Annotated in this window: 14 protein-coding genes; 9 read left to right on the top strand and 5 right to left on the bottom strand. The window is 51.7% G+C overall.

Annotated elements, in window-relative coordinates; all coding sequences use genetic code 11:
- The first annotated feature begins 14 nt into the window (after nucleotides 1–14).
- The 5 genes from AC3QL0_RS14615 (at nucleotide 15) to argE (ending at nucleotide 5,204) form a co-directional block, all read left to right on the top strand.
- Nucleotides 15–1,421: a sodium:solute symporter family protein gene (locus AC3QL0_RS14615; protein WP_493009128.1), complete on the top strand. Its 1,407-nt coding sequence runs from the start codon at nucleotides 15–17 to the stop codon at nucleotides 1,419–1,421.
- Between the two features lie 177 nt (nucleotides 1,422–1,598).
- A complete protein-coding gene (locus tag AC3QL0_RS14610) occupies nucleotides 1,599–2,882 on the top strand; it encodes a flavin-containing monooxygenase (protein WP_493009127.1) in 1,284 nt (427 codons plus the stop codon).
- A 38-nt stretch (nucleotides 2,883–2,920) separates the two neighbouring features.
- Nucleotides 2,921–3,352, top strand: coding sequence for a RidA family protein (locus AC3QL0_RS14605; protein WP_166407454.1), 432 nt, complete (start codon nucleotides 2,921–2,923; stop codon nucleotides 3,350–3,352).
- A gap of 15 nt (nucleotides 3,353–3,367) precedes the next feature.
- Nucleotides 3,368–4,045, top strand: coding sequence for a DUF1028 domain-containing protein (locus AC3QL0_RS14600; RefSeq protein ID WP_493009126.1), 678 nt, complete (start codon nucleotides 3,368–3,370; stop codon nucleotides 4,043–4,045).
- Nucleotides 4,038–5,204 carry an acetylornithine deacetylase gene (gene argE / locus AC3QL0_RS14595; RefSeq protein WP_430221002.1) on the top strand — a complete coding sequence of 389 codons (1,167 nt, stop codon included), beginning with the start codon at nucleotides 4,038–4,040 and terminating at the stop codon, nucleotides 5,202–5,204. Before AC3QL0_RS14600 ends, argE begins: the two co-directional genes overlap by 8 nt.
- 61 nt (nucleotides 5,205–5,265) lie before the next feature.
- On the opposite strand, the gene AC3QL0_RS14590 is transcribed toward argE, so the two are convergent.
- The 3 genes from AC3QL0_RS14590 to AC3QL0_RS14580 form a co-directional block, all read right to left on the bottom strand.
- A complete protein-coding gene (locus AC3QL0_RS14590; protein WP_493009125.1) occupies nucleotides 5,266–6,189 on the bottom strand; it encodes a MurR/RpiR family transcriptional regulator in 924 nt (307 codons plus the stop codon).
- Between the two features lie 5 nt (nucleotides 6,190–6,194).
- A complete protein-coding gene (locus AC3QL0_RS14585) occupies nucleotides 6,195–7,232 on the bottom strand; it encodes a C45 family autoproteolytic acyltransferase/hydrolase (protein ID WP_493009124.1) in 1,038 nt (345 codons plus the stop codon).
- 239 nt (nucleotides 7,233–7,471) lie between these two features.
- Nucleotides 7,472–8,362: a MurR/RpiR family transcriptional regulator gene (locus AC3QL0_RS14580; RefSeq protein WP_493009123.1), complete on the bottom strand. Its 891-nt coding sequence runs from the start codon at nucleotides 8,360–8,362 to the stop codon at nucleotides 7,472–7,474.
- A gap of 164 nt (nucleotides 8,363–8,526) precedes the next feature.
- On the opposite strand from AC3QL0_RS14580, the gene AC3QL0_RS14575 reads away from it, so the two are divergent.
- The 3 genes from AC3QL0_RS14575 to AC3QL0_RS14565 all read left to right on the top strand — a co-directional run bounded on the left by AC3QL0_RS14575 (nucleotide 8,527) and on the right by AC3QL0_RS14565 (nucleotide 12,359).
- Nucleotides 8,527–9,858, top strand: coding sequence for an aspartate aminotransferase family protein (locus tag AC3QL0_RS14575; protein WP_493009122.1), 1,332 nt, complete (start codon nucleotides 8,527–8,529; stop codon nucleotides 9,856–9,858).
- Nucleotides 9,859–9,876: 18 nt separating this feature from the next.
- The gene (locus tag AC3QL0_RS14570; RefSeq protein WP_493009121.1) at nucleotides 9,877–10,401 is read left to right on the top strand and encodes a carboxymuconolactone decarboxylase family protein; all 525 of its coding nucleotides are present in this window, start codon (nucleotides 9,877–9,879) and stop codon (nucleotides 10,399–10,401) included.
- Between the two features lie 227 nt (nucleotides 10,402–10,628).
- Nucleotides 10,629–12,359 carry a porin gene (locus AC3QL0_RS14565; RefSeq protein ID WP_493009120.1) on the top strand — a complete coding sequence of 577 codons (1,731 nt, stop codon included), beginning with the start codon at nucleotides 10,629–10,631 and terminating at the stop codon, nucleotides 12,357–12,359.
- 120 nt (nucleotides 12,360–12,479) lie between these two features.
- Here the strand turns inward: AC3QL0_RS14565 and ada are convergent, their stop codons facing one another.
- Together ada and ogt are read right to left on the bottom strand one after the other, a co-directional pair.
- Complete coding sequence (ada, locus tag AC3QL0_RS14560) at nucleotides 12,480–13,313, bottom strand: bifunctional DNA-binding transcriptional regulator/O6-methylguanine-DNA methyltransferase Ada (protein WP_493009119.1); 834 nt, start codon at nucleotides 13,311–13,313, stop codon at nucleotides 12,480–12,482.
- A 31-nt stretch (nucleotides 13,314–13,344) separates the two neighbouring features.
- A complete protein-coding gene (gene ogt / locus AC3QL0_RS14555) occupies nucleotides 13,345–13,902 on the bottom strand; it encodes a methylated-DNA--[protein]-cysteine S-methyltransferase (protein ID WP_493009118.1) in 558 nt (185 codons plus the stop codon).
- A gap of 130 nt (nucleotides 13,903–14,032) precedes the next feature.
- Between ogt and AC3QL0_RS14550 the strand changes: the two genes are divergently transcribed.
- Nucleotides 14,033–14,980 carry a cation diffusion facilitator family transporter gene (locus AC3QL0_RS14550; protein WP_493009117.1) on the top strand — a complete coding sequence of 316 codons (948 nt, stop codon included), beginning with the start codon at nucleotides 14,033–14,035 and terminating at the stop codon, nucleotides 14,978–14,980.
- Nucleotides 14,981–15,001 lie beyond the last annotated feature (21 nt).

The raw sequence follows: 15,001 nt of genomic DNA, 5'->3' as shown, positions 1-15,001 counted from the left end.
GCTAAGGAATACTCATGGCAGCTTTTATTTTCATTTCAATCATCCTGTTCTCGTTGCTGTTGGCCTTGATGGTCAATCGCAATGCCAAGAAAGGGGACGTGGCTGATTTCTTGGTGGGTGGCCGCTCGTTTGGCGTGATCATCCTGTTCTTCTTGGCCGTAGGTGAAATCTACAGTGTGGCAACCGTGATTGGTTTGCCCGGCAGTATTTATGCCAAAGGCGTGAACTACGGTATTTGGTTCATGGCTTTCTTGCTGTTGATCTACCCTGTGGGCTACTTCTTGGCTCCCAAAATCTGGAAAGCTGGTAAGCATTACGATGCGATGACCGCGCCCGATTTGTTTAAAAGCCATTTCAAAAACCGTACCTTGGAACTGGTAGTGGCAGTGTGCTACCTGATGTTCTTGATCCCTTGGGCACAAATGCAATTCCAAGGTTTGATCGTGGCATTGAATGCGCTGGGCTATGAAATTGACCCTGTGATTGCAGTGATTATTGCGGGTGCGATTGCCTTTATCTACATCTCTATTTCTGGTGTGAAAGCACCCGCCATGATTGCTGTGTTGAAAGACATTCTGCTGTTTGGCGCGATTGTAGGTGTGGGTTGGGCGGCGTTCCACAAAATGGGTGGTGTGGAAGAACTGTTTACTGCAGCACGTGATCAAGGTGCGTCCATTGCGTACGCTAACCAAGATGAAGTGGTGTTCTCTATGTCCACCATCGTGTTCCAGTCCATGGCGTTCTACTGCTTGCCATTCATGATCACGATCTTGTTCACCAGTAAGTCCGAAGGCGGTATTAAGCGCGCTAAACGCTTCATGCCTCTGTACATGCTGATGTTCCCGTTCCTGATTGCAGCAGCCTACTACGCCATGGTGAAGATTCCGAATCTGCCAAGCCCTAACCACGCGTTTATCGCAACGGCTATTGATGTGTTGCCAAGCTGGGCGGTAGGTTTTGTGGCTGCAGGTGCAGCGTTGTCTGGCTTGATTCTGATCTCGGTAATTTCCTTGTCAGTGGGCGGTATTTTTACCCGTAACTTGGTGAGCAACGTGCCTCTGCAATCACAGAAGCGTTTGTCGCAGATCGTGATTCTGGTGTACCTGATCATCTCCATGATTCTGACCGTGGTATTGCCAAGCTTGATGCTGAACCTGATGAACACCGCTTATGCCGGTTTTGGCCAGATGTTGCCAGGTCTGTTGTCTGTCGTGTTCTTCAAACGAGCGACTGCAGCAGGTGTATTGAGTGGTTTGTTGGTAGGTATTGCAGCTGTGTTCGCCATGTACTTCAGCGAATTTAACCTGTACGCCATCAACATCGGTTTGATCGCCTTGGTCTTGAACTCCATCACTGTATTCGTGGTGAGTGCATTGACACAGCGTAGCGCCGTAACAGGTTTGAGCACCAAAACTGCATGATTTTCCTAGCGTGTCAGGCCAGTACATGGCCTGACCGCCAACACTGATAGAGCAGTGCCGTCGTAACTCTAATTTTGATATTTAACGCAGCGCAAACATATACCGGGCAGGTGTGGTGGCAGCTGTAGCAGCGAGATAACGCTGCCGGACTATATCCGTTCAGAAGGAAACCGAAAAATGACTATTGAATCCATTGATACGCTGGTGATTGGTGCCGGCCAAGCTGGTGTTGCGGCCAGTGAGCATTTGAGCAAATTGGGTGTGGCACACGTGGTGCTGGAACGTGATCGTATCGCCGAGCGCTGGCGTACAGGCCGCTGGGATTCCCTAGTGGCTAACGGCCCAGCATGGCACGATCGCTTTCCTGGTTTGACATTCCAAGGTATCAGCCCTGATGCGTTCGCGAGCAAAGATCAGGTTGCTGATTACTTTGAAGCCTACGCCAAACAAATTGATGCGCCCATTCGTACTGGCGTAGAAGTAAAACGCGCTGTACGCAACGAAGGCCGCCCAGGCTTCCGCGTTGAAACCTCCGCTGGTGTGTTTGATGCGTTGAACTTGGTGGTGGCAACTGGCCCTTTCCAATGCCCAGTGATTCCTGCGATTGCGCCTAAAGATGAGCGCTTGCACCAGATTCACTCTGCGGCATACCTGAACCCTGAGCAGTTGCCTGAGGGTGGTGTGTTGGTGGTCGGTGCGGGTTCATCAGGTGTGCAGATCGCAGAAGAATTGCTGCGTGCAGGCCGTGATGTCTACCTGTCAGTAGGCCCGCACGACCGTCCACCACGTAGCTACCGTAACCGTGATTTCTGCTGGTGGTTGGGCGTGTTGGGCTTGTGGGATGCAGAGAAAGTCACCCCCGGTCGTGAGCACGTGACCATTGCCGTGAGCGGCGCTAATGGTGGTTACACCATCGACTTCCGCAAATTGGCTGCCCAAGGCATGAAACTGGTAGGTCTGACTAAATCGTTTGCCGACGGCAAAGTGTCTTTCCAAAATGATTTGGGCGACAACATTCGCGCTGGCGATGCCAACTTGATGGCCTTGTTGGATGCAGCGGATGAGTATGTCACACGTAACGGTTTGGATTTGCCTGAAGATCCAGAAGCGCGTGCGCTGTTGGCTGATCCAGACTGCATGGTGAACCCTGTGCTGGAACTGGACCTGATCAACGCGGGTGTACGCACCATTATTTGGGCAACGGGCTACGCCACTGACTACAGCTGGTTGGAAGTGGAAACCTTTGATGAAAAAGGCAAACCATTGCATCAGCGCGGTGTGTCTACAGAAGAGCGTGGTGTGTACTTCTTGGGCTTGCCATGGCAGTCACGTCGTGGCTCCTCCTTTATCTGGGGTGTATGGCATGACGCTAAACACGTAGCCGGTCACATTGCTACACAGCAAACCTACCGTGCTTACCACGAAGAAAACCCTATAGCCCAAGCGGTAACCGCTGAGTAATTACCTAATAGTGCATTCCATTGATGAGGAATAACGCAATGCCTACACATACTCGTATCCGTATGTTCAACACCAAAGACACGTACCCTAACCAGACGTTGGACAACGATCTGTGCCAGGCCGTACGTGCTGGTAACACTGTTTATGTTCGTGGCCAAGTAGGTACTGACTTTGACGGTAACTTGGTGGGTTTGGGCGATCCTGCTGCGCAAGCCGAACAAGCGATGAAAAACGTGAAGCAGTTGCTGGAAGAAGCCGGCAGCGACCTGTCACACATCGTGAAAACCACTACCTACATCATCGACCCGCGCTACCGCGAGCCGGTGTACCAAGCAGTGGGCAAATGGCTGAAAGGTGTGTACCCCATTTCTACCGGTTTGGTAGTTGTAGCGCTGGGCCAGCCCCAGTGGTTGATGGAAATTGATGTAATCGCTGTGATCCCTGAAGGTTGGGAAGCCAGCAAAGCCTAAGTAAGGAGTCAGACCATGACCTTCTCTATTATTGGACGTTGTGCAGAAACCGGTCAGTTGGGTGTGGCCATTAGTTCCTCCAGTATTGCCGTGGGTGCGCGTTGCCCATGGGTGCGTGCTGGAGTGGGCGTAGTAGCTACTCAGAATGTGACCTTGCCAGCGTTGGGGCATCGTGTGTTGGATCAGTTGCAGCAGCATAAGCTGGGTGCAGCAGATGCATTGAAACAGGCGCTATCCACAGACGACTGGAACGACTACCGCCAAGTAACGGTGGTGGATGCACAAGGGCGTACTGCTTTGTTCAGTGGTAGTGAAGCATTGGGGATTTATCACGCCGTTGAAGGGCAGCAATGTGTTGCGGCCGGCAACCTGCTGTCCAGCAAGGCGGTGATTGAAGCCATGACCAAGGCGTTTGAAACCACCATCGGCATGTTGGCTGATCGATTGCTTGCTGCCATGCAAGCAGCGATGGCCGCTGGTGGTGAAGCAGGCCCTGTGCACTCTGCTGCAATGAAAATTGCGGGTGACGTGAGCTGGCCTATGGTGGATCTGCGTGTGGATTGGGCAGACGAAGCGCCTATAGATAAGTTGGAAGCCCTGTGGCATGCCTACAAGCCCCAAATGCAAGATTACTTAACTCGCGCGTTGAACCCTACAGCAGCACCTAGCTACGGGGTACCTGGAGATGAGTAATCTCTCTAGCCGTGACATCTTGGAAAAACTGATCTCCTTTGCGACGGTCAGTAGAGATTCCAACTTGCAGCTCATCACTTTTGTGCGTGACTACTTGGCGAGTCACGGCGTAGAGAGTGAGTTGTTCCATAACGAAGAGGGCACCAAAGCCAGCTTGTTTGCCACCATCGGCCCCAAAGACAGGGGCGGGGTGGTGCTGTCTGGGCACACCGATGTAGTGCCTGTAGATGGCCAAAACTGGACGGTAGACCCTTTTCAGTTAAGCGAACACGACAGCAAGTTATACGGACGTGGCACGGCTGACATGAAGGGCTTTATTGCCTCGGTGTTGGCAGCGGTACCGTTGTTTGTCAAAACTGAATTAAAAACACCCATCCATTTGGCATTTTCCTATGACGAGGAAATAGGCTGTTTGGGTGTGCGCCCTATGTTGGCAGAGCTGGCTAAGCGCCCATTGAAATACAGTCTGTGCTTGATCGGTGAACCTACTGAAATGAAGCCAGTACTGGGTCACAAAGGCAAGCTGGCTATGCGTTGCTGCATCAAAGGGGCCGCGTGCCATTCGGCGTATGCGCCTTATGGTGTGAACGCCATTGAGTACGCTGCCCAACTGATCACGCGTTTAGGTGAAATGGGTAAACGTCAGGCGCAACCTGAACTACACGATGCCCGTTTCGACCCGCCGTATTCCACCATTCAGACCGGTGTGATTAAGGGTGGTAGAGCCTTAAACATTGTTCCTGCCGAGTGCGAGTTCGATTTTGAAGTGCGTGCTTTGCCCGATTTTGATGCGCAAACCGTGGCAGATGAACTGCAGCAGTACGCACAGAACGAGTTGGTGCCTGCTATGCAAGCCGTGCAGCCAGATACGGGTATTGAAATGCAGCCACTCAGTGCCTACCCAGGGTTGGTAACACCGCCAGATAGCACTGCAGCACAATTGCTGGCGCTGATCAGTGGTTCAGATGATTTTGGTACGGTGGCATTTGGTACCGAAGGTGGGTTGTTTGAGCAAGCCGGTATTCCCACCGTGGTCTGCGGTCCGGGCAGTATGGATCAAGGCCATAAGCCAGACGAATTCATCCACGTGCAGCAGTTAGCGGCGTGCGATGCGATGCTGGTGAAACTGGCGAATCACCTTGCCCACCATAGCTTATAAAAAATAAGTAGGTGTTGTTGTGAAGAAGAGGGCCCTGAGGTGCTGGTGATGCGGCAATACCTCAGGGCTGCTCTATTTGTAGTGCAACAAGATACTTTTCGCGTTTCTCCAACGCGGCGATGGCGGTGTCTTCTAGCTGACGTGCCGTTTGGTTGATCAGAGCTTCAGAGAGCACGAAATAGGCGCTGATGCTGTTGTTGAAGAAGTTATTGCGATAGGGCACGACAAAAGTATGTGTGGCAGCACGAGCAAGCGGTGATAGCTCTTGGTCGGTAAGCGCGATCACCGTAATGCCTGCTACGTTTGCCAGTTCTGCAACAGCGATGACTTCGCGGGTATACGGGTAGACACTGGCGGTGACCAGCACATCACCGGGTTCTAGCTGTGCCAACCCCTCAGCCGCACCCAAGTTAGCAGGGTCTAACAACCCTACGTCACTACGAATGAGGCCTAACCCATAACAAAAAAACTGTGCCAGCGAACTGTATTGGCGTTTGCCATGAATGCGCACACGTGGTGCGTGTGCGAGTTCCTGTGCTGCCGCGATAATAGCTTCGGCAGACAGCAGTTGCAGGCTGTGCTGGATAGTGTGACAGGCTTCTGTGGCTAAGGTGGTGGCATGTGCCAGCGCATCATCGTCAGCGTGTAATGGAGACTGTGGCTGCGATGCTTTGAGTAGTTGTGTGGCCTGCACACTGTAAAACGATGAAGATTGTGATGCTAAGTGCTCTCGCAACAAACGTTGAAAGTCGGCAAAACCGCTAAACCCTAGCTTCTTGACTAAGCGGGTCAGGGAAGAGGGGTTGATATAGAGCCGCTCGGCCAATTCTGTGATGGACAGCAGTGCAGCCTCTTGCGGATGAGACAAAATTTTGCCCAGCGCAGTCAGCGTCTTTTCCCCCAAACGCACGGAACTGTTTTGATCACTAATATGGTGAGCCAGTTGGCGCAGGGCCTCTAGATCGGCAGGGCGAGAAATGCTCATATAGGTTAGTTACGCTGTAAGCCAGTAAATGAGAACAACGGTGCATGACTAGGGCCGTCATAGACCGACCACCTAAGGTTGTGACCCTCAAACAAGAAGTCAGCCGTTGCCATGGTGTTTTCGTTGTCGCTGTCGTTCGCTTCACGTCTGTAGATAGGGTAGGTGTCGTGCTCATGATTACTGAGTATGGCGAGCGCATCTACCGTGCTGTTTGGTCGGGTACGGGCATCTTGTAGCAGGCGTTTGCCTTGTACTTGCCGGTAGCCTGATGAACCGGTGATGATTTGTGGGTAATCGCGCTGTGCCGCATGAATGGCATGGTTAGCGTGAAAGCCCAGATGCTCAATGGGTTCCACCGACACGTCAGCTCTATTGAATTCCACACTGTGTATGCTGCTATACGCATCACACAAACTAAGGTGAAAGGCACCTGAGCGCGCATGGCTACGTAGCAAACGAATGGCTGCTTCTACCGAGGGTTGGCTAAGAATGGCACGGCACAACACCATGCGAGGAATACCGGGCTTGGCATCTAATGAACGTATGTTGTTCACCGTCATGACCAACTGATTCACGTTGGTAGCAAAGGTGTGGCCGGGTATAGAGCCAGGGTACGCGAAGGATACAAAAGCGGTATCTTCTTTGGGCGTGGCATGTACGATGGCGCAGTGACCATAAAAACTAGGGTCACCATCTTCATTGTGGGTAATGCGTCGGTGCGGGGGTGTCACTTGCTGCACGGTGGTACAACCATCAGGCGCCATGGCCCACAGGTCACCCCTACAGTTCCACATAAAGGTTTCATCGACTGACAACTGCAAACCTACGGCGAGGCCTTCAATTTCTTCCCAAATGGTGGGGAAGTGGGTTTGCACCTGTGCTTTCATGTGCTGTAGTTCGGCAGAGCCTAACCATTTTTGCAACTGCTGCCAGGTATCGCTGGGCAGCAGTTTTTGGTGGATGGCTTGCGCCCCGAATTGACCAAGTTGCACACCTATTTCATGGTGTGAGCCACTGATCTGCAAATAGTGAAGACTGGACATCGTTCTAGGCCCGGCAAAATGGGGATAGACGTACGCACTGGGAGTATGCGCTTCGTTTTTTGCATTATGGGATAGTTGACAGGATTAAGCAAATAAATTTGCATTTAAAATTGTATGCAAATTTATTTGCTTAATTGGGGTATGAATCGCTATAGCTGCAGGCGCAGCAAGGCACGGTTATATGCGTAGAGCATGCACTGGGCATGCCATGTTAGCGAGTGCCCAGAGTAGGTTTGTCGTTAGTGCTTGGCCCAGTAGGCACCAGTGTGGTGTAGTTGCTGTTCGGCTTTAGCAATATCGTTGACGGCGCGCATGCCTGTACGTGCTAGCAATTGTTCAGCCAGCACTTCTATCAATGCAGACGCCGCTGTGATCGAGGGGAAAAACGACGAGGTTTCGGTGTTGAACAACAATAAACCATTGGCCTCTAGCGCAATGGGGGCAACAGCACTGTCACACAGTGCGACGATTTGACTACCCGCCGCTTTAGCTGCTTCGTATACCCGTACGATTTCTTGAGAGTAGGGAGCAAAGCCAATCAACAACACCACATCTTGGGGGCCTAGGCTGCGTAGTTCCATCTCCAATGTGCCCGCATCACTGCGTAGCATATAAACGGAAGGGCGAAACAGCCTATATAGATAGTGAAAACCAAATGCAGGTGGATACGAGGCTCTAAACCCCGCTACGTACACACGCTTGGCTTTGTGAATCATGTCGGTAACAGCAGGCAGCTTTTCTGTATTCAGATTTTCTAACGCTTGGATGTTCAGCATTTGTGCATCCAGCATTTTCTGCTGCTTGTTGGGTGAGCGTTTGCTGCGTACTACGCGTTGTGCTTGCTCGGCATAGCCTTTCACCACAGTTTGCGGCAGTGAGTGCACAAACACTGTTTTTAGCCCTGCCCAACCGCTATAGCCCAATGACTGAGCCAGACGAACCAGAGTGGCGGGCTGTACACCTGCTTGGCTAGCAACCGTGCGCATGGAGACCACAGGCACTTCGGCTGGGTGATCCAGTAAATAGCGAACAGCGACCTGAAATTGCGGTGGCAGGCTCGCAAACTCGGCCTGTAAGCGTTGAATCAGATCATCAAAAGTCGTAGGAGGGGCTAGGTGTGGACGCGTCATTCGCAAAGTATATATCAACTACGCTGCGGCAAAGAGGCCACAGAAAAAAGGGTTTTTCTGGATTATGCACAGAGCTTGATTTATTTGTTGTATTGTAATTATTATATTCAACAAATGTTGTTTTTGTTCGTGCTGTTCCTACTAGGAATTTAAAGGTAGCCGCTATGACTCATGTGTTTCATCGCAACCCCAAAACACAGCTGCCACGTGCTGTGCGCGGTGAGGGTATCCATCTTATTGATGCTGAAGGTAAACGTTATATTGATGCCTCGGGCGGGGCAGCCGTATCGTGCTTGGGCCATAGCCACCCCGATGTGGTGGCGGCGATCAAAACACAGTTAGATGCGTTGCCGTATGCTCACTCGGCCTTCTTTACCAACGATGCAGTGGAAGATTTGGCAGACTTTTTGGTTGAGCGTGCGCCAGGCGATTTGAATCATGTGTATTTTGTGTCGGGTGGTTCTGAAGCGGTAGAAGCAGCACTGAAACTGGCCAGACAATATTTTGTAGATACGAATCAGCCTTCACGCCGTATTTTCATTGCCCGTAAACAAAGCTACCACGGCAACACGCTGGGTGCGTTGGGGATTGGCGGTAACGCATGGCGTCGTGCGCCGTTCTTGCCGTTGCTCACCGAGTCGCATCACGTATCGCCCTGCTATGCCTACCGCGACCAATTGGCGGGTGAAAGCGAAGAAGCTTACGCACAGCGCTTGGCTGATGAGCTAGATAGCATGATCAAAAACCTAGGCCCTGAAAATGTAGCGGCCTTCGTTGCTGAGCCTGTAGTGGGGGCGACGGCGGGTGTGTTGCCACCCGTTAATGGTTATCTGAAGAAAATCCGCGAAGTCTGCGACCGCCACGGTGTGTTGCTGATTTTTGATGAAGTTATGTGCGGTATGGGGCGTACAGGCCATTTGTTTGCATGTGCAGAAGATGGTGTGGCTCCCGATATTTTGACCATCGCTAAAGGCTTGGGTGCTGGGTATCAGCCTATAGGGGCGATGCTAGCGAGCGAAAAAATATACCAAGCCATTTTGGCTGGTTCTGGTTATTTCCAACATGGCCATACCTACATGAGCCATGCCACTGCGTGTGCCGGAGCGTTAGCGGTGCAGAAAGTCATCGAGCGCGATAATTTGCTGGAAAACGTGCGTGCCCGTGGCGAACAGTTGCGTAGTGAGTTGCGTGCCGCGTTAGGTTCACATCCTAATGTGGGCGATATTCGTGGTCGTGGTTTGTTCACGGGTATTGAGCTGGTTGCCGACAAGCAAAGCAAAGAACCTTTGGATCCTGCACTAAAAACAAACGCCAAAATGAAGTCTGTAGCGCAGTCGCTAGGGCTGTTGATGTACCCCGGTGGTGGCACTATTGATGGCGTGCGAGGCGATCATATTTTGTTGGCCCCCCCATTTATTTGCACCGCTGAAGACATCAGTCGTATTGTTGAACTGTTGACGCAAACCATTCATCAGGTTTTGCCAGTCCAATCTTGAGTAACGGAGGAATTCTGGATGGCCCGTATTGATTACGCTGATTTACAAGACCCCGAGGTAAGCCCGCTGGTGGAGCAGATCATTGCAGAACGCGGTAGCGTGCTGCACTTGTATCAAATGCTGTTAAATAGCCCACCCATTGCTAAAGGTTGGCTGAATCATTTGACTGGTATTCGCTTGAACAGCAGTTTACCGGGCGATCTGCGCGAGCTGATCATCATGCGGGTAGCGGTGCTGAACAACGCACCTTACGAGGCCGACCAGCATGCGCCTATTGCTCTGAAAGAAGGGGTAAGCCAAGCGCAGTTAGACGAGCTGCAAACTTGGCAAAGCTCTACCTTGTTCGACGACCGTACCCGTGCTGTATTGGCTTATACCGATGCCATGACACGTGATGTTCAAGTGAACGACACGGTGTTTGCTGCTATCAAGTCGCATTTTGATAAGCGTGAAATTGTTGAGCTAACCGCCACTATTGCTACCTACAACATGGTGTCACGTTTCTTGGAAGCCCTGCAAATTCATAGTGATGATCATCGCTAAAACCTAGCCGTCATGGCGTGATTCGCCATGATATTAGGGCTTTAGGTACACGTTATACACAAGCACTATACCTGTGTATAACGAAGCGATGCTTAGAGATGCCAGTACTATGCCAAGGCAGTCTGGTTGCTCATGGGGGGCAGTGCGAAAATACTGGAAGTTCGTGTTATCGGATGACTACGTCATCACATAACCCTGTATTTTCGCATCACTTGCAGGACAGACCCATGCAACATGTATACCAATCTCCCGCATTCTTTACTGGTTCTGCTGCGACGCCACTGCGTACTGTGCGTAGAGTCGATTGCCAGCTTTCTACATACGCCCACTTGTCGTTAACGACCGTATTAAAGAAGTTGGGCACACAACATCAAGGACTGTCTTTCACAGAAGTATTGAACAGACTGATGAAGCAAGGCTTGAACCGCATTACGGTAAAAAAAGGTAGTGCTCCAGACTTAGCGGCCTATGCAAAACTGATGTCACAACAAAGCTGTATGGTGCGTAGACAGAACCCCGTAGCAGGTCATGAAGGCAGCTACCAAGGTAAAGTCTCTGCCAGTTTGTTGGTGCCTGGCGATATGGTGTTGTTGGGCGCAGGGGATTGGGTACCCGCCGATGTGCGCATCATTAGTCAAGACAACTTGGTGTTAGAGCGCATGGTATTGCAAGCGTGGCCAGATAGTTGTGCAATGGGTGACAAAGTCATCGCCGGTACAGCACAAGCTGTAGTGGTAGCAACTGGAGAACACACCTTGTTGAGCTTGTTAATGCAAATGCCACAACAGCAGCGCACCGTACAAGAACACCATTCATTGTTAACCAACTGGCGTCACAGTCTGCTGCGCATGGCTGGTTGTTGCGCGGCCATGTTGGTAGCGGGCGGTCTTGCCCTGCATTCAGCGGCTAGCCACGCTGAAACTGAATTGTCCTTGTACGGTACGTTGGATACTGGCATGAGCTGGACACGAATCTCTGGGCAAGGTCATCGCACTGGTCTAGAAGAGGGTGGCCAAACCGATTCACTGTGGGGGCTGCGAGGTCAAGAAGACCTAGGTGGTGGCACCTACGTTAATTTCAGGCTGGAAGGCGGCTTAAACCTGTTAACTGGTTCAGCAGCAGAGCCTGATCGGTTGTTCAACTATCAATCTTGGTTGGGTTTGAGTAACGAGCAGTGGGGTGAGCTGCGTTTTGGTCGTCAGTACACCGTGGGCCAAGAGTTTGTGTCCGAGCTAGAAATAGCAGGCTGGAAAGATTTTGGTATGGGCGCCTTGATGCGCGCATCCGATAACTATCAGGTTTCTAGCGCGGCAACGTGGATTAGCCCTGAGTGGTCTGGTTTCCAGCTTGGGGTAACGCATAGCCGTGATGTAGGCGAGCGTGATTGGGAAAAAAACCGTAAACAAGTCTATAGCGTTGCTGGCCGTTATGAAAATGGTCCATGGCAGGTTGCTACCAGCTACGAACGTCTACAACGCGTGAGCGTAGACGGTGATAAAGCGCGTGCCCCGCAAGCATTGCAGGTGGCATTGAGCTATGACTTTGGCAGTGTGCGTTTGGCCACTGCCTGGAGTCGTCAGCAAAACGGTTTTGTAGGGCGTAATGGTGAAGATGCACCAGCTAGCTTAGAAAGCATTGGCTTGGACGGTTTAGGCCCAGAGGAATTTGTGAAAGGCGGCAGATTAGATACCTGGTATCTGGGTGCAGCAGTAGAGCTAGGTGGTGGTGAAGTGCAAATGCAATGGGCATTTGGTAAGCCTAACTGGACATGGGAAGACACAGGCAACAAAGCACGTAAGATGCAAGTGATGTCGCTGGGTTATGTGTACCCACTGTCTCCACGCACCAGTGTGTATGCCTTTGCGGCGCATGGCAAACACTATGATCCTGAGAATGTAATGACGGCGGCTGAGCCACACTCAAACCGTGTTGCCGTAGGTCTAACACATCACTTCTAAGTGCATTCCGTGGTGAATACAGGGCGAGGTTCCTCATCATCGCTCTATGTGTGTAACACCCCAAGGTTGGGTCCGTGCCCACCGTTTGGGGTGTTTTTTTATAGGTGAATAGGGCTGTGTTTAGGCTGACTGCTCGCGTTGTAGCAGTTGCTGTTTGCGAGCCAAGCCCCAGCGGTAACCACCTAACTCACCACTGCTACGTACGACGCGATGGCAGGGAATAGCAAAGGCCAACTTATTCGCCCCGCAGGCATTGGCGACAGCACGTACAGCTTTGGGCGCACCAATGCGGTGGGCAAGTTCGCTATAGCTGACAGTGCTACCGGGTGGAATGTCTCGTAATGCTTGCCACACACGTTCTTGGAATGCAGTGCCTTGTATATCTAGCGGCAGATGTATGCCTATGTTGGGTTGCTCTATTGCCCCCACAACGTGAGCAACCAGCGTGTCGAACTCTGGGTCATCGCCAATGAGCTGTGCATTAGGAAACAAGTCTTGCAGTTGTTGTAGTACCGCTTGAGGGTCATCATCTAGCAAGATGGCGCACACACCATGCTGGCTTTGTGCCACGGCAATCGCCCCTAGGGAACATTGTCCTAAGGCAAAGCGAATATCAGATCCAGCCCCACCTGTTTTGTAGTTTTTGGCAGGCATGCCTAGTAGCTGTTGCGACTGTTCATAAAAGCGGCTGTTGGAGTTAAACCCTGCCTCATAAATGGCATCGGTAACTGTGTGCTTAGGGTCTTGCAGGGCAGTGCGTAGTCGCTGTGCTCGGCAGGCGGCGGCATAAGCTTTGGGGGTTAAACCGGTTTCTGCTTTGAAAACGCGATGAAAGTGGTACGGGCTAAGCCCTGCTGCCGCTGCCAGCTCTGCCAAGTTGGGCGCAGGGTCTAGTGATTGCAGTTGGCGACAAGCTTCAGCAATAAGTGCGGTGTGGTGTGGTGTAGTACGCATGGCAGAGCTTCATAAAAGGTCCTATGAGCCTTTATCGTAAAGCCAAAGGCAATTGGCCACACTCCGTTTCTTGCTGTGTATGGGCGCGTTCGTGTTGCAGCAGCCAGAGTTTACGAGGCAGGCCACCACCATAGCCGGTTAAACGTTGGTTACTGCCGATTACGCGGTGGCAGGGGATCACGATACTGATGGGGTTAGCACCATTGGCTAATCCTACCGCACGTACCGCTTTAGGGTTGTGAATGCGCTCTGCTAACTCTCCGTAGCTAATGGTTTGCCCACACGGAATAGTCAACAGGGTTTGCCACACTTGGCGTTGAAAGTCGGTGCCGCCTGTGCTGGTAGCCAACTGTTCTATGGCATACATATCACCGTCAAAATAACGCAGCACGGCTTGAGTTGCGGTAGAGCGCTGATCGGTATTTTTTACGGTATACGTCTGCCCCTTATATTGCCGCTGCATCAGGGTGTGCAGGCGTTGTGCATAGTCTTCCCAGTCTAGGGCGCGTAGCTTTCCCTGTTCGTCGGTAACGACCAACATTTCGCCCAATGGAGTGGGCGCGCGTTCAAGTAAGAAAAGGGTAGGCATGGCAGTTGTACAGCGGTGAACAAGTAGTAAGACAGTGTAGAGTTTTCGCGTCTGATTCGCATCCTCTTTAGGGAAAATGCGCTGGCGTATAATCGCAATTTTGAGCCTTCAGGGTAGAGCAGGAGCAGATATGCAACAGGCTGAACAGCAGCAAGCCAGGCCGTCATTGGTGCGTTTTGCGGTGCTCTCCATGGTGGGGGCCATCATTACCATTGCACTGAAATCAGGCGCGTATTTATTAACAGGCTCAGTGGGTTTGTTATCTGATGCGTTGGAGTCTGTCGTGAATTTGGTGGCGGCTATTTTGGCCATGATTGTGTTGATTATTGCCGCAAAGCCCGCTGATGAAAAACACCCGTACGGGCACGAAAAGGTCGAGTATTTTTCCAGCGGTGCTGAAGGTATGCTTATCCTTGTGGCAGCGTTGATGATCATCGTGACCGCCGTTGATCATTTGTTGAACCCCACGGCCCTAGAGCAGCCCGGCTTAGGTATGGGCTTGGCGGTGTTAGCCTCTATTGTGAACTTTGTGTTGGCCCGCATATTGTTGTCGGCAGCGCGTCGTCATGACTCCATTACGCTTGAGGCCGATGCACAGCACATTCTTAGTGATGTGTGGACGACGGCTGGCGTGTTGGTAGGGGTAGGGATAGTGATGCTGACCGGCTGGCTATGGGTGGACTCAGTAGTCGCCATTATCGTGGGGCTGCATATTATTCGTACCGGTTGGGGATTGGTAAAACGCTCTATCAATGGGTTGATGGATGCTGCCCTCGCTGATGACGAAATTGCCAAAATCACAGCTGTCTTAGACAGCTACCAAACACAGGGTGTTTTGTATCATGCGTTGCGCACCCGACGCTCCGGCGCACAGCGTTTTATGTCGGTGCATATCTTGGTACCAGGGAAGTGGTCTGTACAAGCAGGGCACGATTTGCTGGAAGAAATAGAGCAGCGCATTGCCGAAGTGGTGAACCCCATCCAAATAGATAGCCATTTAGAGCCTTTGGAAGACCCCGCTTCGTGGGATGATGGTGAAGCTATGCCAGCAGAGCTACGTGGGTGCGCACGCAACTAGCAAAGTAGGCAGGCTTTAGCA

The sequence above is a fragment of the Paenalcaligenes sp. GW821-LYS-B07-1 genome (assembly GCF_058803365.1).
This window is presented reverse-complemented; position numbering and strand designations above follow the sequence as displayed.

Bases quoted from the DNA above. Each gene is read 5' to 3' on its own strand.
- AC3QL0_RS14585 (WP_493009124.1), bottom strand. From the start codon at position 7,232: ATGTCCAGTCTTCACTATTTGCAGATCAGTGGCTCACACCATGAAATA.
- AC3QL0_RS14570 (WP_493009121.1), top strand. From the start codon at position 9,877: ATGGCCCGTATTGATTACGCTGATTTACAAGACCCCGAGGTAAGCCCG.
- AC3QL0_RS14575 (WP_493009122.1), top strand. From the start codon at position 8,527: ATGACTCATGTGTTTCATCGCAACCCCAAAACACAGCTGCCACGTGCT.
- AC3QL0_RS14615 (WP_493009128.1), top strand. From the start codon at position 15: ATGGCAGCTTTTATTTTCATTTCAATCATCCTGTTCTCGTTGCTGTTG.
- AC3QL0_RS14605 (WP_166407454.1), top strand. From the start codon at position 2,921: ATGCCTACACATACTCGTATCCGTATGTTCAACACCAAAGACACGTAC.
- argE (WP_430221002.1), top strand. From the start codon at position 4,038: ATGAGTAATCTCTCTAGCCGTGACATCTTGGAAAAACTGATCTCCTTT.
- ogt (WP_493009118.1), bottom strand. From the start codon at position 13,902: ATGCCTACCCTTTTCTTACTTGAACGCGCGCCCACTCCATTGGGCGAA.
- AC3QL0_RS14600 (WP_493009126.1), top strand. From the start codon at position 3,368: ATGACCTTCTCTATTATTGGACGTTGTGCAGAAACCGGTCAGTTGGGT.
- AC3QL0_RS14580 (WP_493009123.1), bottom strand. From the start codon at position 8,362: ATGACGCGTCCACACCTAGCCCCTCCTACGACTTTTGATGATCTGATT.
- AC3QL0_RS14590 (WP_493009125.1), bottom strand. From the start codon at position 6,189: ATGAGCATTTCTCGCCCTGCCGATCTAGAGGCCCTGCGCCAACTGGCT.
- AC3QL0_RS14550 (WP_493009117.1), top strand. From the start codon at position 14,033: ATGCAACAGGCTGAACAGCAGCAAGCCAGGCCGTCATTGGTGCGTTTT.
- AC3QL0_RS14565 (WP_493009120.1), top strand. From the start codon at position 10,629: ATGCAACATGTATACCAATCTCCCGCATTCTTTACTGGTTCTGCTGCG.
- ada (WP_493009119.1), bottom strand. From the start codon at position 13,313: ATGCGTACTACACCACACCACACCGCACTTATTGCTGAAGCTTGTCGC.
- AC3QL0_RS14610 (WP_493009127.1), top strand. From the start codon at position 1,599: ATGACTATTGAATCCATTGATACGCTGGTGATTGGTGCCGGCCAAGCT.